Below are 22757 nucleotides of genomic sequence, written 5' to 3'. Positions count from 1 at the left end.
AATTTAGAGGAACGTTCTAGCGAAAAATACTAGCCGCCGATTTCTCCGCCATGCGCCGGTCGGCGACAGCATCGACCTGATCGATAAGAATTAGAACTGCGGTAGCGGGGTAGAGAATGACCGACGAAAGAGTCACCGGAAACGACGATCGACTGCGCGAATATCTGCGCCGGGCGACCGTGGAATTGCAGCAGACCCGGCGGCGGCTGCGAAATGCCGAGGCACAGAGCAGCGAGCCGGTGGCGATCGTGGGCATGGCCTGCCGCTATCCCGGGGGTGTGATGTCGCCGGAGGATCTGTGGCGACTGGTCGACGAGGGCGTCGACGCGGTCTCCGGCATGCCGACCGACCGCGGCTGGGACATCGACCGGATCTATGACCCGGAACCCGGTGTGGCGGGTAAGACGTATTCGATCGAGGGCGGATTCCTCTACCAGGCCGGCGATTTCGATCCCGGCTTCTTCGGGATCTCGCCGCGCGAGGCGCTCACCATGGACCCGCAGCAGCGGTTGCTGCTGGAGGTCACCTGGGAGGCGATCGAGCGGGCGAACCTGGATCCGGCATCGCTGCGCGGATCCGACACCGGCGTGTTCGCGGGCGTCATGTACCACGACTACGGCAGCAGCGTGAACGCCGCCGCCAGCGCGGGCGGCAGTCTGGTCTCGGGCCGGGTGTCCTACACGCTGGGGCTGGAAGGGCCCGCGGTGACGATCGATACCGCGTGCTCGTCCTCGCTGGTCGGTCTGCATCTGGCCGTGCAGGCGCTGCGCAATGGGGAGTGCGGTTTGGCACTGGCCGGCGGCGTGGCCGTGATGTCCACGCCGGGCGCCATGATCGAGTTCTCGCGCCAGCGCGGACTGTCCCCGGACGGGCGCTGCAAGTCGTTCTCGGAGGCGGCCGACGGCGTCGGCTGGGCCGAGGGCGTGGGTGTGCTGGTCCTGGAGCGCCTTTCGGACGCACAGCGCAACGGTCGGCGGGTGCTGGCGGTGGTGCGCGGCTCGGCGATCAATTCCGACGGCGCGTCGAACGGCATGACCGCGCCCAACGGCCCGTCGCAGCAGCGCGTCATCCGCGCGGCGCTGGCCAGCGCGCGCTTGACGACGGCCGACGTGGATGTGGTGGAGGCGCACGGCACCGGAACGGTGCTCGGCGATCCGATCGAGGCGCAAGCCGTCCTGGCCACCTACGGGCAGGGCCGTCCGGACGAGCGCCCGCTGTGGCTGGGCTCGTTGAAGGCCAATACCGGCCACACCCAGGCCGCCGCCGGTGTCGCGGGCATCATCAAGATGATCGAGGCCATGCGCCACGAGACCCTGCCGCGCTCGCTGTACGCCGACGCGCCGTCCTCGAAGGTGGATTGGTCCGCGGGCCGGGTGGAGTTGCTCGCGCAGGCGCAGCCGTGGCCGGTTTCCGAGCAGGTCCGGCGGGCGGGCATCTCCTCGTTCGGGATCAGCGGCACCAATGCTCACGTCATCATCGAGGAACCGCCGCGCGAAGACGCCGCGGCGGCGGCCGAGCCCGGGTTCGACCTGCCGGTGACGCCGATCGTGTTGTCCGGCAGTTCCCCTGCCGGTTTACAAGGCCAGGCCGAGCAACTCGACGCCTGGCTGTCTACGACGAATCAGTCGGTGCCGCTGGCCGATATCGCGGCCGCCGCGGCCGGGCGCGCGGCGCTCGAGCATCGCGCGGCCGTGGTCGCCGGTACCCATCAGGAACTGGTCACGGCTCTGCGCGCGCTGGCGGCCGGGGCGGATTCGCCGGCGATCAGCCGTGGACACGTGCGCCGCTCGAGCCGCCTCGGTCTGCTGTTCTCCGGCCAGGGGTCGCAGCGGTTGGCGATGGGCCGCGCGTTGCACGCGGCGTTCCCGGTGTTCGCCGGGGTGTTCGACGAGATCTGTGCGTTGCTCGACGCGGAGCTGAATACCCGTTTCGGGGAGTCGGTCTCGGTGCGTGCGGTGGTGTGGGGCGCCGACGCCGATCAGTTGGAGCAGACGGTCTTCGCGCAGTGCGGGTTGTTCGCCTTCGAGGTGGCCTTGTTCCGGCTGCTGGAATCGCTGGGTGTGAAACCCGATGTGCTGGCCGGTCATTCGGTGGGTGAGATCGCGGCCGCACAGGTGGCGGGCGTCCTTTCCCTGGCGGATGCGTGTGTGCTCGTCGCGGCGCGTGGCGCGCTGATGCAGCGGCTGCCCGCGGGCGGTGCGATGGTGTCGGTCGCCGCGACCGAATCCGACGTCACCCCGCTGCTGCGGCCGGGGGTCGGCATCGCCGCGGTGAACAGCCCGCGGTCGCTCGTGCTCTCCGGTGCCGCGGAGCAGGTTTCGGCGGTGGTCGCCGAGCTCGAAGAGCGCGGCGTCAAGACCACCCGGCTGCGGGTGTCGCACGCTTTCCATTCCGCGCTGATGGATCCGATGCTGGCCGACTTCGAGCAGGTGGTCGCGGGATTGACCTTCGCGCGGCCGCGACTGCCACTGGTGTCGACGGTGACCGGTGAATACGTCGACCAGGAGTTGACCGATCCGCGGTACTGGACCGGCCAGGTCCGCGCGACGGTCCGGTTCGCCACCGCCGTGGAAACCATGGCATCCGAAGGTATCTCGACCTTCCTGGAGATCGGGCCCGGCGCCGCGCTGTCCGTGCTCGGTCCCGCGTGCGTCGCCGACGACGACAGCACCGCCTTCCTGCCGGTGCTGCGCTCCGGCGCGGACGAAGCCCGCGCCGTGGTCGAGGCGCTCGGCCGGCTGTTCACCCGGGGCGTGCGCCTGGACTGGGCCGCCACCTTCGTCGCTCGATCCTGGATCGACCTGCCCACCTACGCTTTCCAGCACGAACGCTTCTGGCTCGAACCCGATCCGTCGACCGGTGACGCCGTCGGCCTCGGCCAGCTCTCCACCGGGCATCCGCTGCTCGGCGCGGCGGTCGCCATGCCGGACGGCACGATCGTGATGACCGGGCGACTGGTGCTCATGTCGCAGTCCTGGCTGGGCGACCACGCGGTGATGGGCACCACCCTGGTGCCCGGCACCGGCCTGGTCGACATGGCGCTGCAAGCGGGCAGCCAGGTCGGCTGCGCCCGGCTCGACGAATTGACCCTGCACGCACCGATGCTCGTCCCGGCGAGCTCCGGTGTGCAGGTGCGCGTCACCGTCGGCCTGCCCGACGACTCGGCGCGCCGCTCGGTCCTCATCCACAGCCGGATCGAAACCCTCGACCAGGGCCTGGATCCCGGTGAGTCGCCCTGGGTCCTGCACGCCGAGGGCACCTTGCTCGGGATGGACGCGGTCGAGGCGGACGTGCCGGGCTTCGCGGAGCTGCTCGACTGGCCACCGCGCGAGGCGGTGCCGATGGATCTGGACGGCGCCTATCAGACCCTCGCCGACAACGGCTACAACTACGGCCCCACCTTCCAGGGCCTGCGTCGGGCCTGGCGGCGCGGCGAGGAACTGTTCGCCGAGGTGGAGATTCCCGAGCGCGGCGTGGTCGACGCCGGGCGCTTCGGTTTGCATCCGGCGCTACTGGATTCGGCGATGCACGCGATCCTGCTGCACTGGGGCGTCGGCGGCGAGCGGCAGTTGCAGCTGCCGTATTCGTGGCGGGGCGTGTCGCTACGCCTGGTCGGCGCGACCGGACTGCGGGTGCGGCTCACTCCCTCCGGCGACAACAAGTTGAGCGTGGTCGCCGCCGATGCCAGTGGCGTCCCGGTGCTCTCGGTCGAGGGCTTGCACACCCGGCCGGTGAGCGCCGAGCAACTGGCGCAGTCGAACCGGCCCGTGCGGGAGCCGCTGTTCCGGGTGCAGTGGGCCCAGATCGCGCAGCCGGCCGCCGATCACGCGGTACCAGTACTGGATTGGGCGCAGCGCGCCGAGGCCGCCGCCGACGCGGTGGTTTATTGGGAGAGCACCGCGCGCACGGTCGGCGACGATGTTCCCAGCGTCACACGCATGGCGACCTCGGAAGCGCTTGCGGTGCTGCGGGAGTGGCTCGGCGACGAGAAATACGCACAGGCGACCCTGGTGGTGGTCACTCGCGGCGCGGTCGCGGCAAGCGGCGCGGTAACGGATCTGGCCGGTGCGGCGGTGTGGGGCCTGGCCCGTTCGGCGCAGGCCGAGGCCACCGGCCGCATCGTGCTGCTCGATCTCGACGAGGCGGCCGATGCCGCGGCGGCGGTCGCCGCGGCGGTGGCCACGGATGAGCCCGAATTGCTCTGGCGAGACGAGGTATTCGCGGCATCGCGGTTGATCCGTCTGCCCGCCGCGCGCGAAGAGGCCGCCGAGCCGGCCTTCGGTTCGGGCACCGTGCTGGTGACCGGCGGTACCGGCGGACTCGGTGCGCTGGCGGCCCGGCACCTGGTGACCGAGCACGGTGTGCGCCGCCTGCTGCTGGTCTCCCGCAGCGGCTCCGGCGCGGCCGGCGCCGACGAATTGCGGGCTGAATTGACAGAATTGGGCGCCGAGGTCGAGATCGCGGCCTGCGATGTGTCCCGCCGCGACGAACTGGCCGCGCTGCTGGCGAACCTGCCCGCCGATCGGGCGCTGAGCGCCGTCGTCCATTCCGCCGGTGTCGCCGACGCCGGACTGCTGGGCGAATCCACGCCGGAGCGCTTGGATCTCGTCCTGCGCCCCAAGGCCGATGCCGCCTGGTATCTGCACGAGCTGACCGCCGACCTGCCGCTGTCGGCGTTCGTGCTGTTCTCCTCGATCGCCGGTGTGCTGGTGCCGGGTGGCCAGGGGCTCTACGCCGCGGCCAACGCGTTCCTGGACGGGCTGGCCACCCAGCGACGCGCGCGTGGATTGCCCGCCACCAGCCTGCAGTACGGCCTGTGGGAAACCGAGGCCGGGCTGGGCCGCCTGCTCGACGACGGCGACCGTAAACGCATGCAGCGCCTGGGTTTCCCGGCCCTGTCCGCCGCCTCGGGCTTGCGCATGTTCGACGGCGGTCTCGCCTCGGAGCAGCCGGTCGTGGTGGCGACCCTGGTCGACCTGGCGGCCCTGCGCAAGCGCGCGGACCTGGGCGGGCGCATCTTCGCCCTGCCGCCGATGCTGCGCGGCCTGGTCGGCGGGCTCGGCAAGTCCGGTGGACGCGACGCCGGCGCGCTGCGCCGCCAGCTGGCCGGGCTCACCCCCGACCAGCAGGATGACCTGCTGCTCACCCTCGTGCGGAATACGGCGGCCTCGGTGCTCGGCCACGGTGCCGACGGCGGGATCGAAGAAGACCGGGCCTTCAGCGAACTCGGCTTCGACTCGCTCACCGGTGTCGAGTTCCGCAACAGCCTGAAGTCGGCCACCGGCCTGCAAATACCGGCCACGCTGGTCTTCGACTATCCGACCAGCCGGGCGGTGGCCGAGTTCCTGTCGAGCTTGCTGAGCGATCTTCCGGCGGCGGTGAGCGCCACCCCGGTCACCTCGGCGGCGCGCGATGAGCCGGTGGCGATCGTCGGCATGGCCTGCCGCTATCCCGGCGGCGCGATGTCGCCGGAAGCCCTGTGGCGCATCGTCGATCAGGGTGTCGACGCGGTCGCCGGATTCCCCGTCGATCGTGGCTGGGACGCCGGTGAGCTGTACGACCCCGAGCCGGGCGCGGAGGGCAAGACCTACGCCGTCGAGGGCGGATTCCTCTATGAGGCGGGCGATTTCGATCCCGCGTTCTTCGGGATCTCGCCGCGCGAGGCGCTCACCATGGACCCGCAGGAGCGGTTGCTGCTGGAGGTGTCCTGGGAGGCGATCGAGCGGGCCGGCGTGGACGCCACCGCACTGCGCAGCTCCGCGACCGGCGTGTTCGCCGGGTCGATGTATCACGATTACGGTTACGGCCGGAATCCCGCGTCGAGCACGGGTGGCAGCCTGATCTCCGGGCGGGTGTCCTACGCGCTGGGCCTGGAGGGCCCGTCGGTGACGGTGGACACCGCGTGTTCGTCATCGCTGGTGGCCCTGCATCTCGCGGTGCAGGCGCTGCGCAACGGGGAGTGCGGTTTGGCGCTGGCCGGTGGCGTGGCCGTCATGGCGACCCCCGCGATGTTCGTCGAGTTCGCCCGGCAGCGCGGTCTCGCCTCGGACGGCCGGTGCAAGTCCTTCTCCGACTCGGCCGACGGCGTGGGCTGGGGCGAGGGCGTGGGCATGCTTGTCCTGGAACGACTCTCGGACGCCGAGCGCAACGGCCATCGGGTGCTGGCGGTGGTGCGCGGTTCGGCGATCAACTCCGATGGCGCGTCCAACGGTCTGACCGCGCCCAACGGCCCCGCGCAGCAGCGCGTGATCCGCAACGCGCTCGCCAATGCCGGGCTCGGTACCGGCGATGTCGACGTGGTCGAGGCGCACGGCACCGGAACGGTGCTCGGTGACCCGATCGAGGCCCAGGCCGTGCTGGCCACCTACGGCCAGGATCGCGATCAGCCGCTCTGGCTGGGATCGCTGAAATCCAATATGGGACACACCCAGGCCGCCTCCGGTGTGGCCGGGGTCATCAAGATGGTGCAGGCCATGCAGCACGGCGTGCTGCCCCGGTCGCTGTACGCGGAAACGCCGTCGTCGAAGGTGGATTGGTCCGCCGGGCGGGTGGAACTGCTCGCCCAGGCGCAGCCGTGGCCCGCCGCCGAGCGGCTGCGCCGGGCGGGTGTGTCCTCGTTCGGGATCAGCGGCACCAATGCGCACGTCATTCTCGAAGAGGCGCCGCGGACCGCGCCGGTCGCGGTGGTAGAGCCCGCCGGGGTCGTCGAGCCCGCGGTGCTGCCGTTCGTCGTCACCGGCAAGTCGGCCGCGGGCCTGCGTGGCCAGGCCGAGCGGTTGGCGGCATGGCTGACCGAGCTGGATTCGGCGGTGCCGCTGACGGATATCGCGGCCGGGCTGGCCGCGCGCCCGGCGTTCGAGCACCGTGCCGTCCTGGTCGCGGGTGACCGCGGCGAGCTGGCGTCGGCCCTGAAAACCCTGCTCGTGGACGAGGTCGCGCCTTCGATCAGCCGTGGTCTGGTGCGGCGCGCCGGCCGGGTCGGTCTGCTGTTCTCCGGACAGGGATCGCAGCGGCTGGAGATGGGTTCGGCACTGCACGCGGCGTTCCCGGTGTTCGCCGCTGCGTTCGACGAGATCTGTGAGTTGCTCGACGCACGGCTCGCCGAGTGGCTGCCCGAGCCGGTCTCGGTGCGTGCGGTGGTGTGGGGCACCGACGCCGATCAGTTGGAGCAGACGGTCTTCGCGCAGTCCGGGCTGTTCGCGTTCGAGGTCGCGCTGTTCCGGCTGCTGGAGTCGTTGGGTGTGAAACCCGATGTGGTGGCAGGTCATTCGATCGGCGAGATCGCGGCCGCGCAGGTGGCGGGTGTGCTGACGCTGGCGGATGCGTGTGCCCTGGTGGCGGCACGCGGCGCGTTGATGCAGCGGCTGCCCGCGGGTGGTGCGATGGTGTCGGTCGTCGCGACCGAGGAAGAGATCGTGCCCCTGCTGGCCGGACACGAGTCGGACGCCGGTCTGGCCGCGGTGAACAGCGCGCAGTCCGTGGTCGTCTCCGGCACCACCGAGGCGGTCGAAGCCGTGCTCGCGCCGCTGCGCGAAAGCGGCAGGCGCACCAGGGAACTGCGGGTGTCGCACGCCTTCCACTCGCCGCTCATGGAGCCGATGCTCGCCGAGTTCGAGCGGGTGGTCGCCAAGCTGGAATTCGCGCAGCCGCGCCTGGCTGCCGTCTCCACCGTCACCGGTGCCGCCGTCGCCGACCAGTGGTCCGATCCGCGCTACTGGGTGGATCAGGTGCGTTCGCCGGTCCGCTTCGCCACCGCGGTGGCGGCGCTGGTGGAGCAGGGGATATCGACCTTCGTCGAGGTCGGCCCGGGTGCGGCGCTGTCGGTGCTGGGCCCGGAATGCATTGCCACCGAGGATGTCGCGACGTTCTTGCCGGTGCTGCGCTCGGGTGGGAACGAGGTGCGCGGGGTGATCGAGGTGGTGGGCCGCCTGTTCACCCGCGGCGCCCGGATCGGCTGGGACCGGGTATTCGGCCGGCGGACGCCGATCGCCCTGCCCACCTACGCATTCCAGCACGAGCGATTCTGGATGCCCGCCGACCAGCAGACCGGCGATGTCGCGGCGCTGGGCCAGAGCGGGTCCGTTCATCCGCTGCTGGGCGCCGCGATCGACCTGCCCGACGGCGGGCTGGTGCTGACCGGTCGCCTCGCCCTGAAATCCCAAGCCTGGCTGGCCGATCATGCGGTCATGGGCACCGTCCTGGTGCCCGGCACGGGCCTGATCGATATGGCGCAGCAGGCGGGCGCCCGGGTCGAATGCCCCGCGGTGCGCGAACTGAATCTGCATGCGCCGCTTCTCGTTCCGCCCTCCGGCGGCGTCCAGGTCCGGATCGCGATCGGCGTCGCCGGTGCGGCGGGGCACCGTCCGATCCACCTGCACAGCCGGCTGGAAAGCCAAGGGGCCGAGGCGCCCTGGACGCTGCACGCCGACGGTGCGGTGGGCGCGCCCGCCGAGGACGAGCCGGTGCCGCCGGGCTTCGCCGAGCTCCTGGAGTGGCCGCCGCGCGACGCCGCCCCGATGGATCTGGACGGCGCCTATCAGACCCTCGCCGACAACGGCTACAACTACGGCCCCGCCTTCCAGGGCCTGCGGCAGGCCTGGCAGCGCGGGAACGAGCTCTTCGCCGAAGTGTCGCTGAGCGGGCAGGCCTTCGCCGATGCCGGCCGGTTCGGGCTGCATCCGGCGCTGCTGGACTCGGCCATGCACGCCATCGTGCTGAACTGGAATCTCGGCGGTGACCGGCAGATGCTGCTGCCGTACTCGTGGCGCGGGGTCACCCTGCGCGAGACCGGCGCCAATGCCCTGCGGGTCCGGATGACGCCGGTGGCGGACAACACCCTGCGCGTGCTCGCCACCGACGAAAGCGGCGTGCCGGTGCTGGCGGTGGAATCGCTGCACACCCGCCCGGTCAGCATGGAACAGCTGGCGCCCGGCGGATCCGCGCCGCCGGCCCCGATGTACCGGGTCGACTGGCTGCCGCTGGCCACGCAACCCACCGAAAGCTCGCTGCCCGTGCTGGATTGGGCGCATCGAGCGGAGGCCGCTACCGGCACGGTGGTGTTCTGGGAGCCCGAGGTCGCCGGCGGCGATACGCCGGACGCGGTGCGCCGGGCGTCGCACGAAGCGCTCGCGGTGCTCCAGGAGTGGATCGGCGAAGAGCGTTATGCCGGAGCCGTTCTGGTGGTCGTCACCCGCGGTGCCGTCGCGACCGGTATCGATACCGCACCGGATCTGCCCGGCGCGGCGGTCTGGGGTCTGGCGCGCTCGGCGCAATCGGAGGCCGCGGGCCGGATCTTCGTCCTGGATCTCGCACCCGGCGCCGACGCGGCGGGCCTGGCCGGCACCGCGGTCAGCACCGGTGAATCCGAATTGATCCACCGCGCGAACTCTTTCGCCGCGCCGCGGCTGGTCCGGCTGGCCCGGCCCGAGGACGACTCGGCGCCTTCCTTCGGCGCCGGCACGGTGCTGATCACCGGCGGCACCGGTGGCTTGGGCGCGGTGGTCGCCCGGCACCTGGTCGCCGCGCACGGCGTGCGCGACCTGCTGCTGGTCTCTCGCAGTGGCGCGGCCGCCGACGGGGCCGAACAGTTACGCACCGAGCTGGCCGAAGCGGGCGCGCGGGTCGAGATCGAGGCCTGCGACGTGACCGACCGTGCCGACCTGGCCCGGGTGCTGGCCGCTGTCCCCGCGGACCGTCCGCTGACCGCGGTGGTGCACTCCGCCGGCGTGCTCGACGACGGGATGATCGGATCGCTGAACCCGGATCGGTTGGATACGGTGCTGCGGCCCAAGTCCGATGCCGCCTGGCATCTGCACGAGCTCACCGCCGACCTGCCGCTGTCGGCGTTCGTGCTGTTCTCCTCGATCGCGGGTGTGCTCGGCGCGGCGGGGCAGGGCAACTACGCCGCCGCCAACACCGCGCTCGGCGCGCTGGCCGCAGTGCGTAGATCGCAGGGGCTGCCGGGTATCGCGGTGGCCTGGGGCCTGTGGGACCTGGGCATGGGCGAGGGTCTGACCGATCAGGATCGCAAGCGCATGGCCCGCATCGGCCTGGGCGCACTGGAGGCGCCGCAGGCCCTGCGGATGCTGGACGACGCCGTGCGCACCGACGCCGACGTCGCGGTGCTGGCCAAGTTCGAGCGCTCCGCGCTGGCCGCGGCGGGCGCCATGGTGCCGCCGCTGCTGCGCGGACTGGCCGGCGGCGCCGCGAAGGCGGGCCGGGACGCGAGCGCCCTGCGCGGGCAGCTGGCGAACATGTCACCGGAGCAGCAGCAGGCGACGGTGCTGAAGCTGGTGCGCTCGGTGGCGGCGGCCATCCTCGGTCACGGCTCGGCCAACGACATCGAAGAGGACCGGGCCTTCGGCGAACTCGGCTTCGATTCCCTGATGAGTGTGGAGTTCCGCAATCACCTCAGCGGCGCCACCGGGCTGCAACTGCCCGCCACCATGGTCTTCGACTATCCGACCCCGGCCGCGCTGGCGCGGCACATCGTCGAGGCGATGGGGATCGAGAAGGCCGACAGCGCCTCGGTGCTCATCAAGGAGGTCGACCGGCTGGGCGAGTCGATATCGACCCTGCTCACCGACGATCGGGAACGCGCCAAGGTGCTCGGCCAGCTCGAGTTGCTGATCGACAAGTGGCGCGGCGGCAACGGGCGCGGCGAGGACCGGATCACCGACTACAGCGAGGTATCCGACGACGAACTGTTCGCGGTACTCGACGACGAGCTGGACCCGCAGTGAGCGAGGGGACATCGATGACCACCGACGACCGGCTCCGGGAATACCTGAAACGTGCCACCACCGAGTTGCAGCAGACCAAGCGGCGGCTGCGCCGGCTGGAGGCGCAACAGACCGAACCCATCGCGATCGTGGGCATGGCCTGCCGGTTGCCGGGCGGGGTCGGTTCGCCGGAGGACCTCTGGCGGCTGCTGTCCGAGGGCGCGAACGTCGCCGCGGAGTATCCGCGTGATCGCGGCTGGGACGAATTCATCGAACTGGTGACGCGCGGCAACCGGCCGCCCGGCCTGGCACTGCCGGGTGGATACCTCTACGAGGCAACCGAATTCGACGCCGACTTCTTCGGCATCTCGCCCCGGGAGGCGGCGACGATCAGTCCGCAGCAGCGGGTGCTGCTCGAGGTCGCCTGGGAGGCGGTGGAACGGGCCGGCATCGATCCCGCGGCGCTGCGCGGTCGCGCGGTCGGTGTCTTCGCGGGCATCAACAACGAGGACTACGGCACCATGGTCATGCTCTCGGGCGCGGACATCGTGCACTTCAGCACCAGTTGCGCGCCGTCGGTGCTGTCCGGCCGGGTGTCGTACTTCCTGGGGCTGGAGGGCCCGTCGGTCACCGTGGACACCGCGTGCTCGGCGTCACTGGTGACGCTGCAACTGGCGGTGAACTCGCTGCGCGCGGGGGAGTGCGAACTGGCGCTGGCCGGTGGCTCCACGGTGATGGCGACGCCGACCACCATTCTCGGGTTCGCGGCCAACCAGGGCCTGTCCTCCGACGGCCGGTGCAAGTCGTTCTCCGACGCCGCCGACGGCGTGGGCTGGGGTGAGGGCGCGGGAATGCTGGCGCTGGAACGGCTTTCGGACGCGCAGCGCAACGGGCACCGGGTGCTGGCGGTGGTGCGCGGGGTGGCGGTGAACTCCGACGGCGCGTCCAACGGGTTGACCGCGCCGAACGGGCCGTCCCAGCAGCGCGTCATCCGGCAGGCGCTGCAGAACGCCAAGGTCACGGCCGCCGAGGTGGATGTGGTGGAGGCGCACGGCACCGGCACGGCGCTCGGCGATCCCATCGAGGCGCAAGCACTGCTGGCCACCTATGGCCAGGAACGGGACCGGCCGCTGTGGCTGGGGTCGATCAAATCGAATATCGGGCACACGCAGGCCGCCGCGGGCGTCGCGGGCGTCATGAAGATGGTGCTGGCCATGCAGCACGAAATGCTGCCGCGGTCGCTGTACGCGGAGTCGCCGTCCTCGAAGATCGATTGGTCCGCGGGCGCGGTGGAACTGCTGGCCGACCCGCAGCCGTGGCCGGCGGGGGAGCGGGTGCGACGGGCGGCGGTGTCCTCGTTCGGTATCAGCGGGACCAACGCGCATGTGATTCTGGAGGAAGCGCCGCCCGAGCCCGCGGTGGAACCGGTTGACGCGCACAGTGTTCCGTCGATCATCCCGTGGGTGCTGTCGGCCCGGAACCGCCCGGCATTGCGGGCGGTCGCCCAGCGGCTGGCCGAACTTCCCGCCGATGTCGACCCGGTCGATATCGGCCTGGCCCTGTTGCGTACCCGGACCCTGTTCGAAACCCGTGCTGTCGTAGTCGGTGCCGACCGGGACGAACTGCTGGTGGGCCTGCGCGCCGTTGCCGACGGCGGCTTCGCGGACAACGTGGTGACCGGCGCGGTCCGGCCCGGCCGGGGCGACACGGTCTTCGTCTTCCCCGGCCAGGGCACGCAGTGGCCCGGCATGGCCCGGGAATTGCTCGCCACCTCAGCGGTTTTCACCGCGGCGCTGGCCGACTGCGAAAAGGCCCTGGCCCCGTTCGTCGACTGGTCGTTGTCGGCGGTGTTGCAGGAGGCCGACGGCGCGCCGACGCTGGATCGGGTCGACGTCGTGCAGCCGGTGCTGTTCGCGGTCATGGTGTCGCTGGCCGCGGTGTGGAAGTCGCTCGGGGTGACACCCGATGTGGTGGTGGGACATTCGCAGGGCGAGATCGCGGCGGCCTGTGTCGCGGGCGGGCTGTCGCTGGCCGACGCGGCGCGCGTGGTGGCCCGGCGCAGCCAGGCGCTGGTTAGGTTGTCCGGCCAGGGCGCCATGCTCGCGGTGTCGCTGCCGCGCACCGAACTGGCCCGGCGCCTGGAGCGCTGGGCCGGCCGGCTCTCGGTCGCCGCGGTCAACGGGCCCCGGGACACCATCGTGTCCGGCGCGGTCGACGCGACCGACGAGCTGGCGGAAAGCCTTGCCGCCGAAGGTGTTCGATGCCGCCGGATCGCGGTCGACTACGCCGCGCACTCGGCACAGGTCGATCTGGTGCGCGAGGAACTGCTGACCCAGCTGCGCGACATCGAGCCCCGGTCGGGCTCGATCGCACTGTGGTCCACGGTGACCGGCGGCTGGCTGGATACCACCCGCTTGGACGCCCAGTATTGGTATCGCAATCTGCGTGAACCGGTGGAGCTGGAGCAGGCTGTGCGCGGTCTGGCCGCGCAGTCCGCGGTGTTCCTCGAGGTCGGCCCGCATCCGGTGCTCGCGATCGGCATGGAGAGCACGCTCGAGGACGCCGGGCTCGATGTGCCCGTGGTGGCCACGCTGCGCCGCGACAACGGCGGGCTGCGGCAGCTGGCCGGCGCGGCGGGACGGATCTTCGTGCACGGCGTGCCGGTGGCCTGGGACGCGTTCTGCGCCTGGCCCGCACCGCACCGTGTCGATCTGCCGCTGTACCCCTTCCAGCGCGAACCGTACTGGCTGATGCCGACGGTCACCATCGACGGATCACAGCTCGAAGAAGAGGGCACCGTCGCCCATCCGATGCTCGGCAAGGCCGTGCCGGTTCCCGGCAGCGACATGGTCGCGCTCGAGGGGCTGCTCTCCTTCGCCCGGCAGCCCTGGCTGAACGGGCACGAAATGCTCGGTCGCACCATGCTGCCGGGCACCGGCCTGGTGGAGCTGGCGCTCGAGGCGGGCGCCCAGGTGGGGCATCCGCATCTGGACGAGCTGGTTATCGAAGCCCCGCTGGTCATTTCGGACGAGGGGACCAGCGCTCGGATCCAGCTCCAGCCGTCCGGGCCCGGATACGCGTTCACCATCTACGCGCGCCCGGCGGGCGCCGCACCGGATCAGGGCTGGATCCGTCAGGCCGCCGGTCGGCTGAGTTCCGCGGTGCCGGAACCGGATCCGGCCGAATTCGAGGACTTCGCCACCTGGCCGCCGACCGCGGCCACCTCGATCGAGATCGGCGATCTGCACGACCGGCTCACCGCCGAGGGCTACGGCTTTCCGCCCGCCTTCCGCGGTCTGCGGGCAGCCTGGCAGCGCGGCGCCGAAATGTTCGCCGAGGTGGCACTGCCCGCGCCGGAGCATCGCACGGCCGAGCGCTTCCGGATCCATCCGGCGCTGCTGGACGCGGCCATGCACGTGATGATCGCCGGGGCCGCGGGCATGGTCGCCGACGGGATGATCGTCGGCTTTCTCTGGGCCGACGCGACGCTGTATCGCACCGGCGCCGAGGCCATCCGGGTGCGGATCACCGGCGGCGCCACGGGGCCGAGCGGCAACGCGGTGTCGCTGGCCATCGCCGATGAGCAGGGGCGGCCGGTCGGTGCGATCGGCTCGGTGGTCGGCCGTCCGATTTCCCGCCGGCAGCTGGCGGCGGCCTTCCGTGTGCAGAGCAGCCGCCTGTACGAGGTGGGTTGGCAGCCGGCGGTTTTGCGCTCGGCGCCGCGTCCGGCGCGCTGGGCGGCGGTTGGCTGCACCGCGGAGACGCTCGGGCGCTTGCCCTTCGAGCCCGCCTGGACCGCGGACACCATGGCGGAACTTGCCGCGCGGCTCGACAGCGCCGACGCCCGGCCCGACATCGTGCTCTTGGATGACGACGCCGAGCTGCGGTCGAGCGAAACCTGGGGCGGGCTCGACTGTTTCGCGTCGAGCAGGATCGGCCTCGTCGGCGGACCGGACACGGCGCTGCCGGGGGCCTTCGGGCGGTTCACCCTGGTGCAGGTGTCCGATGCGTGGGAGCTGATGCCGTGGCTGGCCGCCATCGACGAACCGGAGCTGCGCCTGCGGGACGGAACGGTGTCGGTCCGGCGCCTGGCCCGGGTCGGCGACACCGATCGGCAAGCGCCGCCGAATACGCCGGCGACGGTGGTCCTCGGCGGAGCGGTGGAGTGGCCGGTGGTCGAGCATCTGGTGCGCGAGCGCGGAGTCGACCGGATCCGCTACCTCGCCCGCGACGAGGCGGACCGGCAGGCGGTGCGGGACCGGCTCGCCGGGTACGGAGCGCAGGTCGAGTTCGGGTCGTGGGCGGAGCCGGGACCCGGCGCGGAGACGGCATTCTCGCTGTTCTATTTCACCGGGAGTGATTCTCCGGCAGCCGATTCCGAGTTCTGGGCGCTGCACGAGGTTCCGGGATCGACGGAGTTGACCGTCTTCGTCCCCGCCGACGGACTGCGGGACGGGCCGGAATATCAGGCCGCGCGCGGGATTCGGGTATCCGCCGAAGCGCTGGCCGCCCGGTGCCGTGCCGCGGGAAAGTCCGCGCGCGTCGTGTGCCTGGGCCCGGCAACGGGCGAAGAGCTCTACGGCGCATTGGATCTGGTCTACGCAACGGACCTGCCGGTCGTCGCCGCGGGATTGGATCTGGAGACCGCCGGTGCGGACCCGCTCTTCCGCAACCTCGCCCGCGCGAGCGCCGCCCCGGCCGCCGAGGTCGCCGTGGATTACGGGCACTGGACCGCGGCGGTGTCCGGCCTCGGTGCGAAAGAGCGCGGCGCGGCCCTGCTGGCACTGGTGCACCGGGAGGTGGCCGCGACACTCGGGCACGCTTCCCCCGACTCGGTGTCGCCGGATCGGCTGTTCGAGGAATTGGGCGTGGAATCCCTTGCCGCCATGGAGATCAGGGAACGCGTTTCCCATGGTTCGGGGGTTCGCATGCCGGTAACGTTGATCTTCGATTACCAGACCTGCCGTGCTGTCGCGGGATACATCGAATCGCGCATGTTCCCCGCCGTCGCCGAAGCGGAAGAGAGCCTCCGATGACCGCAGACTCGATTACCTCACCCGCCATCGAGATTCGAGGTTTGACCAAGTCGTACGGCAAGCAGCGGGCGGTCGACGGCTTGGATCTCCAGGTCGAGCGCGGGGAGATCTTCGCCCTGCTCGGGCCGAACGGCGCGGGTAAGTCGACGACGCTGGAGATCCTCGAGGGCCACCGTAAACGCGATTCCGGCGAGGTGAGCGTGCTCGGGGTCGATCCCGCCCGCGGCGACCGGGTGTGGCGTTCGAAGATCGGCATCGTGCTGCAGGACGCGAGCGACGCCGCCCTGCTCACCGTGCTCGAGACCGTGCGGATGTTCGCCCGCAGCTACGGCCGCACCCGCAAACCCGAGGACGTGCTCGAACTGGTCGGGCTCGAGGACAAGGCCAACTCCATCGTGCGCACCCTGTCCGGCGGTCAGCGCCGCCGCCTCGATGTCGCACTGGGCATCATCGGACTACCCGAACTCGTCTTCCTGGACGAGCCGACCACCGGATTCGATCCGGAGGCCCGCCGGCAATTCTGGGACCTGATCAAGCAATTGGCGCGGGAGGGCATCACCATCCTGCTCACCACCCACTACCTGGACGAGGCGTCCGCGCTCGCGGACCGGGTCGGTGTGATCGCCGCGGGCAAGGTGGTCGCGATCGATACGCCCACCCAGCTGGTGAAATTCGCCGATGCCTCGGCCACGGTGCGCTGGCAGGAAGGTGACCAGGTGCATACCGTGCACACCGACAACCCGACCCAGGTGATCCTCGAGAACTCGGTGGCGGGAACGGAACTCGATCAACTCACGGTCACCCGGCCGACCCTCGAAGATGCTTACCTGCGATTGATCGGAGCCGCGTGATGGAGGCAGACATCGCCACCGAGAACCCGGCCCCGGCCGACGCCGGCGCCACGCCGGTGAAACTGCCCTCGCCGCTCCGCATCGGATTATCCCGTGTCGTACCGGAATTGAAGATGTTCTTCCGGCGTCCCGAGCAGTTGGCGCTGACCTTCTCCATGCCGGCCGTCATCTGCGTGCTCCTCGGGTCGATCTTCAAGACCGAGCTGCCCGAGGCGCACGTCGAGACCGGAACGATCATCGCGGCCAGCATCATCGCCTACGGCATCCTGTCGACCTCGTTCATCAACCTCGGTATCAGCATCGCCGACGACCGGGATACCGGGGCGCTGCGCCGCTTCCGCGGCACGCCGACCACGGCGGTGTCGTACTTCATCGGCAAGATCATGCTGGTGCTCATCGCCAGCATCGCGGAGACCGTGCTGCTCCTGCTGGTCGGCGTCTTCGCCTTCGATCTGACGCTGCCCACCGATCTGTCCACCTGGCTCACCTTCGCCTGGGTCTTCCTGCTCGGCGTGGTGAGTTGTTCCCTGCTGGGCATCGCGGTGAGCAATTTTGCCAGTAACGCGGTGGCGGCCGCGGCGGTGACCAACGCCCCGGCGATCGGATTGCAGTTCCTGTCCGGCACGTTCGTGGTGCCGCTGACCACCCTGCCGGTCTGGATGCTGACCATCGGCTCGATCTTCCCGGTCAAGTGGATGGCCCAGGGTTTCCGGGCCACGCTGCTGCCCGCCGACGCGGCGATCTACGAGCCGGCCGGCACCTGGGAGCTCTGGCGGATCTTCTTCGTCCTCGCGGCCTGGTGCGTGGGCGGCCTGATTGCCTGCGTGACGCTGTTCCGCTGGTCGAACGAGAAGTAGAGGCACCATGTTTCGCAGAATGGTCAAGCGCCGGATCCTGAAGACGTTCGACGAGGTGAGCGCGGGGAACTATCAGGCGGTCATCGACCGCTTCGGTCCCGATCCGGCGCACTGGTTCGCGGGCGACCACACCCTCGGCGGCTCCCGGGACAACCTCGCCGACATCGAGACCTGGTATGCCCGCTGGGCTCGCCTGCTGCCCGATCTGAAATTCGACGTCACCGATGTCCTCGTCTCCGGTAGCCCGAGGAGCACCGCGGTCGTCGTCGAATGGGTGCAAACCGGCGAAACCCCGGGCGTCGGGCCGTATTTCAACACCGGCGTGCATCTCATCAAATTGCGCTGGGGCCGCACGGTGTCGCAGCGCGTGCACTGTGACACCGCCGCCTTCAGCGAGTTCTTGCGCCGCCTGCGCGACAGCGGCGTTCCCGAGGCGGTGGCCGCACCCATCGGCACGCCGCCGCCCCCGCGCCCCGATCTGCACCGCAACGCGGGCTGATCGAGCCTAGGCAGCGGGCTCCTGGTTGCCGGCCAGGGGCTGATCCAGCGCGATCGTGCTGAACCGGCGCATGCCGCCGCCCCAGTCCGGCCGCCGGCCGAGCAGGTCGTCGCGGGCGGTGACGACGATGAGTGCCGGTACGTCGCCGAGGCTGGCGCCCAGGCTCTCGACGAAATCCAGCAGATCGTCGGTGGCCCAGTGCAGGTCCTCGAGCACCAGGGTGAGCGGGCAGTCCAGCGCGAGCGCGTGCAGGAAGCAACGCAGGCTCTCGAATACCTCTGCCGCACTGGGGGACAGCGACGGATCGACGAGCGGCCGCAGCAACTGGGTGAGCTTGCGCGCGGACTCGCCGGACCCCAGCAGTTGCCGCAGAAAACCGGTGAGCTTGCCGGCCGCCACCGTGGCCGAATCGGCCGGGGTGATGGCGCAGCAGGACGACACGATCGCCGACGGCACCGGGGAATGACGGTGCGCGCTGTGCGGGGGCGGCGTCTGGCAGACCACGAATCGGGTGTGCACGTCCTGCTCGTGGATGCGGCGTTCGAACTCCCGCATCAGCCAGCTGTCGCCGACTCCCCGGTCGCTGAGCACCGTGACCAGATGCGGTGCGGCCCGGTGCTGTACCCGCTTCAGCGTGCCGTGCAGCAGTTCCAGCTCCAGTTCCAGTTCGCGATCCGGTGTGCCGATCGAGAACGTCGCGCTCGGCGTCGCGTGCACATGGGTGACCTGCCAGGTGCGGGGACCGTCGTCGACCAGGTCGTAACCGACCTGGGGAGTAGTCGCGCCCTGGGTGATGTCGCACACCCGGATCGCGCCGAAAGGCGCACCGGCCAGGAGCCGTTGACATCGCTCCAGCACCGCACCGCTCTCCGGCTGCGGGATGTCCATGTCGTCGGACCAGTACCGGATCGACGTCTCACCGGTGACCACGGCCGCCCGGAGCAGCGGCCCGGCGGGCACATCACCCAGGCGGCGCACGATCGCGTCGGCCACCCGCACGGCGCGCTCGGCGTGATCCTGGGTCCACTCCGGGGGATTGAAGACCGCCAGCGTGAAGGATCCGATCGCGGTGACGACGGACCCGCCGAAGTCCTCGACGATGCCCCGGATATCGCGCGCCACCTCTTCGCGACGCCGGACCAGATCACCGGGTTCGACCGGATCGCCGTGGTCGCAACCGAATTCGGTCTGCGCCAGCAGCATGCTGACCTGTTCGCGGCGCACCGCCGGGAAGTCGCGAACGACCTCGGTCGGCGCGCTCGCCTCGGCCGGCCGCGGCCACTGCACGACCAGCGGTGTCCCCGGCGCGGCCAGCTGTAGCGAGGCGTCCTGATTCAGGATCGCGTGCTGCAACAGCTGCAATTCCCGGCCGGGCTCCACGCCGAGATCCGCCACCAGCGTGGCCCGGACCCGGCTGTAGGTGTTCAACGCGGCGGCCTGGCGGCCGCAGCGGTACAGCGCGAGCATCAACTGACCGCGTAAGCGCTCACGCAAGGGCTCGGATTCGACGATGCGTTCGAGCTCGCCGAGGATGGTGCGATGCCGCCCGCAGGCCAGTTCGGCGTCGAAATAATCCTCCATGGCGTCGATGCGGGCGTTCTCCAGCGCGGTCAGCTCGGGCCAGGTCGTGCCCGCCTCGACCAGATCGGCCAGTGCCGAGCCGCGCCACAGCGCCAACGCCTCACCGAGTACTACCGAAGCCGCGCGGGCCGAGCCCGATGCCAATTCGGCACGCCCCTCCTGCACCCGGCGCTGGAAGTGGAACAGGTCGATCTGATCGTCGTCCACCCGCGCCATGTATCCCGGCGCCTTGGTGACCAAGGTGCCGGGGTGCGTGGGATCGGCCGACAGCGTGCTGCGCAGCCCCGAGACCGCGTTCTGCAGAATCTTTCGGGCGGTAGCGGGGGACTCGGACTTCGGCCACAGCGCGTCCAGCAATGCGCTGGTCGGGACGACCCGGTTGGCGTGCAGCAGTAGAAAACCGAGCGTAGCTCGTTGCTTCGCGCTGCCGATGGCAACCTGCTGGTCTCGATGTAGGACTTCGAGAGGACCAAGTATTCGGAAAAGCATGGCAAACTCCCGCGAAAAACCAAATCTCCCAGGAAGATTCACTGAGAGGATGTAGCCCCGACGCCGACTCATTGCTACGTAGTTGCATCGTCGTCAATCCATCTCGCAGCCCTCCGTCCGGATCCGGGTGTCTGATCCGGGATTTGTCTCAGTGCAATGCGTTTCGATCGAGTTCCGAACACAATCTTAACTGCTCAGTAGGTTCGGTGTCGCGGCTTGAACGAACCCGGCCGCGCGGTGAATGATGTTGTGGCGCGGGCTGATCGGCGTCGACCCACTGTCTCCGCGGTGTAGCTGGCTTGACTACGATGCGGGGTGCGCGCACCGATGCCACAGTTAGCCCTGGCGCCCGCCGTTGCCGCTACGGCAAACAGCGGCAGCGCGCGGGTCGTATGCGTGCAGACCGGCCGGAATCGTTGGCGGACTTACCTTTCGGTGGCCGGGACCCAACGGCGCAGCGCGTCGATGGTGGTCTCCGGTGAGGTGTTGAAGCACAGCCGGACGCCGGGTGCGGTTTCGATGAGCACGTTAACCAGACGTTCGAACAGCAAAGTGTGCTCGGCGGCCATACGCACCCCCGCGCCGATCATGGCGACCCGGAACGATCCGCGCGACGCGCAGTCGCGCAGTGTCGCTTCGGCGGCATCGGGGTCGGCGGGCACCTGGCAGGACACGATGTCGAATCCCGCGTCGCGCAGCGCGGCCTCGCCGGCCGCGATACGGGCGGTCAGCGTCACCTCGTCCAGCCCCGGATAGCGGCTGTAGTCGACGGCGCTGGGGTGCAGTCCGAGCGACAGCACGGTGGCGCTCGAATGTCGTTGTTCCACTGGATGGTCCTTCGGTTCCGGCGTGAGTTGCGCGAGGGCAAGGCCTACCCCCGCCAGTGCGAGGACGATCGCTGCGGCCCTCACCACGGGATGGTTCCATTCCGGTCGAAAAATCCGCCGGTGGGGCCCTCCGGTCCCGAGACCGCCAGTGCGACGATGGCCTCGGCACCTTCGGCGACGGTCTGGAAACCGGTCCGGCCGTTGAGGTCCGTCGCTGTGTATCCGGGGTCGACGGCATTGACGCGGATATCGCCGAGGGCTTGGGCATATTGGGTCGTCAGCATGTTCAGGGCCGCTTTGGTCGCGGGGTATCCCAGCGCCGGGCGCACCAGGTCTTTCCACCGCGGGTCGGTGATCGTCGCGATCGAGCCCATGCCGCTGGAGACCATGATGATGCGCGGGTGTCCGGCGGCGCGCAGCAGCGGCAGGAAGGCGTTGATCACGTGGACCGGGCCGAAGACATTGGTTTCGAATACCTCGCGCAACTCTTCGACGCGCGTCTCGGCCGGGTGCGTGGACGGTCCGGCGACGGCGGCGTTGTTGATCAGCACATCGAGGCGACCGGCCGCGGCCCGGACCGTCTCGGCTGCCGCGAGCGCGGATTCCTGTGCGGTCACGTCCAGGGCGACGAAGTGGACTGTGAGTCCTTCCGCCGCGAGCTCGGCCACCGCCCGCATTCCGCGGGCGGCGTCGCGCGCGGCGAGGAAGACCTCCCACCCCGATGTGGCCAGCCGGCGCACGGTTTCGCGCCCGAGTCCTTTGTTCGCCCCGGTCACCAGGGCGATTGTCGTTGTCATGCGGCCAGCCTCGCGCCGCCCGCCGGTCGGCTCCAGGGCCTGGGCGGCCTGGGACCGCCGGTACCACCCCTGGCCGGCGGCCCTGCGGCACGATGGGAGGGTGGACCGGACCGAGCTGGCTGTAGTGCTGCGCACCGCGCGCTCGCGCGTCGATCCCACCGACGTCGGACTGCCGCGTGGCCCACGCCGGCAGGTTCCCGGGTTGCGGCGCGAAGAGGTCGCGCAGCTGGCCGGGGTCAGCGTCGACTACATAGTCCGGCTCGAGCAGGGCCGCGGCCCGAAGCCCTCCGATCAGGTGCTGCGCGCGCTGACGCGGGCGTTGCGGGTCACCGACTCCGATCGTGATCTGATCTTCCGGCTCGCGGGCGGCGAGCCGCCGCAGGCCGGCCACATCCCCTTGGCGATCCGGCCCAGCGTGCTGCGCCTGCTGGACCGCATGTCCGACCTGCCCGCCCTGGTGCTGTCCGCCAAATCCGATGTGCTGGCGTGGAACTCACTCGCGGCAGCCCTGTTCGGCGACTTTTCCGAGCAGCCGCCGGCCCGGCGCAACATCATGTGGCACCGATTCCTCGGCCCCGGACTGATCCGGCTGGTGCTGACCCCCGAGGAGGAAGCCGCCAACGCCGTCGACTGTGTCGGCTGTCTACGCACGGTGCAGGCCAAATATCCGAAGGACCCGGGTCTGGCGCAGCTGATCACCGAACTGCGCACGGGCAGCCCACGATTCGACCAGCTGTGGCGGGCCGGGCGCTCCGGGCAGCTGCGCGGGCTCACCGCCACCGTCGCCCATCCGGAACTGGGCATCCTGGAACTCGACTGCGACGCCCTGCTGGTTCCGGAGGCCGATCAAACCGTCGTCGTCTACTCCGCCGCCCCGGGCACGCCGTCCGCCTCGGCCCTGGAACTGCTGCGCATCACCGGCCTCGAACAGTTCAGCCCCGAGCGCGGAGGAACCGTGGCATGATGCCGGGAAATGAGAAAATCCCTGGTAGATGATCTGCCAGGGATTTTGCTTGTGCGCCATCAGGGACTCGAACCCCGAACCCGCTGATTAAGAGTCAGCTGCTCTGCCAATTGAGCTAATGGCGCTTGCTTGCTC

9 protein-coding genes and 1 tRNA gene are annotated in these 22757 nt (G+C 70.3%); 6 read left to right on the top strand and 4 right to left on the bottom strand.

The window, feature by feature from the left end; all coding sequences use genetic code 11:
* The first annotated feature begins 116 nt into the window (after window positions 1-116).
* From AB0H76_RS31370 to AB0H76_RS31350, 5 genes are read left to right on the top strand one after another with little or no spacing between them, the layout of a single operon-like run.
* Complete coding sequence (locus tag AB0H76_RS31370) at window positions 117-10742, top strand: type I polyketide synthase (RefSeq protein ID WP_357330633.1); 10626 nt, start codon at window positions 117-119, stop codon at window positions 10740-10742.
* A 14-nt stretch (window positions 10743-10756) separates the two neighbouring features.
* Complete coding sequence (locus tag AB0H76_RS31365; protein ID WP_357330632.1) at window positions 10757-15757, top strand: acyltransferase domain-containing protein; 5001 nt, start codon at window positions 10757-10759, stop codon at window positions 15755-15757.
* Window positions 15754-16608: an ABC transporter ATP-binding protein gene (locus AB0H76_RS31360; protein ID WP_357330631.1), complete on the top strand. Its 855-nt coding sequence runs from the start codon at window positions 15754-15756 to the stop codon at window positions 16606-16608. The genes AB0H76_RS31365 and AB0H76_RS31360 overlap by 4 nt, the downstream gene beginning before the upstream one ends.
* The gene (locus AB0H76_RS31355) at window positions 16608-17465 is read left to right on the top strand and encodes an ABC transporter permease (RefSeq protein ID WP_357330630.1); all 858 of its coding nucleotides are present in this window, start codon (window positions 16608-16610) and stop codon (window positions 17463-17465) included. The genes AB0H76_RS31360 and AB0H76_RS31355 overlap by 1 nt, the downstream gene beginning before the upstream one ends.
* Before the next feature lie 7 nt (window positions 17466-17472).
* Window positions 17473-17964, top strand: a complete 492-nt coding sequence (locus AB0H76_RS31350; RefSeq protein ID WP_357330629.1) for a nuclear transport factor 2 family protein — start codon at window positions 17473-17475, stop codon at window positions 17962-17964.
* Window positions 17965-17970: 6 nt separating this feature from the next.
* Here the strand turns inward: AB0H76_RS31350 and AB0H76_RS31345 are convergent, their stop codons facing one another.
* The 3 genes from AB0H76_RS31345 to AB0H76_RS31335 all read right to left on the bottom strand — a co-directional run bounded on the left by AB0H76_RS31345 (window position 17971) and on the right by AB0H76_RS31335 (window position 21658).
* Window positions 17971-20034, bottom strand: a complete 2064-nt coding sequence (locus AB0H76_RS31345) for a BTAD domain-containing putative transcriptional regulator (RefSeq protein WP_357330628.1) — start codon at window positions 20032-20034, stop codon at window positions 17971-17973.
* 425 nt (window positions 20035-20459) lie between these two features.
* On the bottom strand, window positions 20460-20861 hold the full coding sequence (locus AB0H76_RS31340; RefSeq protein ID WP_357330627.1) for a hypothetical protein: 402 nt from the start codon (window positions 20859-20861) through the stop codon (window positions 20460-20462).
* 80 nt (window positions 20862-20941) lie between these two features.
* Entirely contained in the window at window positions 20942-21658 is a 717-nt protein-coding gene (locus tag AB0H76_RS31335) for an SDR family oxidoreductase (protein WP_357330626.1), read from the bottom strand.
* 100 nt (window positions 21659-21758) lie between these two features.
* Here AB0H76_RS31335 and AB0H76_RS31330 point away from each other — a divergent pair, with 100 nt between their 5' ends.
* The gene (locus tag AB0H76_RS31330) at window positions 21759-22622 is read left to right on the top strand and encodes a helix-turn-helix transcriptional regulator (protein WP_357330625.1); all 864 of its coding nucleotides are present in this window, start codon (window positions 21759-21761) and stop codon (window positions 22620-22622) included.
* A gap of 52 nt (window positions 22623-22674) precedes the next feature.
* On the opposite strand, the gene AB0H76_RS31325 is transcribed toward AB0H76_RS31330, so the two are convergent.
* Window positions 22675-22747: transfer RNA gene (locus tag AB0H76_RS31325), tRNA-Lys, on the bottom strand.
* Between the last annotated feature and the right edge of the window lie 10 nt (window positions 22748-22757).

The sequence above is a fragment of the Nocardia sp. NPDC050712 genome (assembly GCF_040654295.1).
Taxonomy (GTDB): Bacteria; Actinomycetota; Actinomycetes; order Mycobacteriales; family Mycobacteriaceae; genus Nocardia.
Note: the sequence above shows the minus strand (reverse complement) of the source record. Positions and strands in the feature narration are given on the sequence as shown.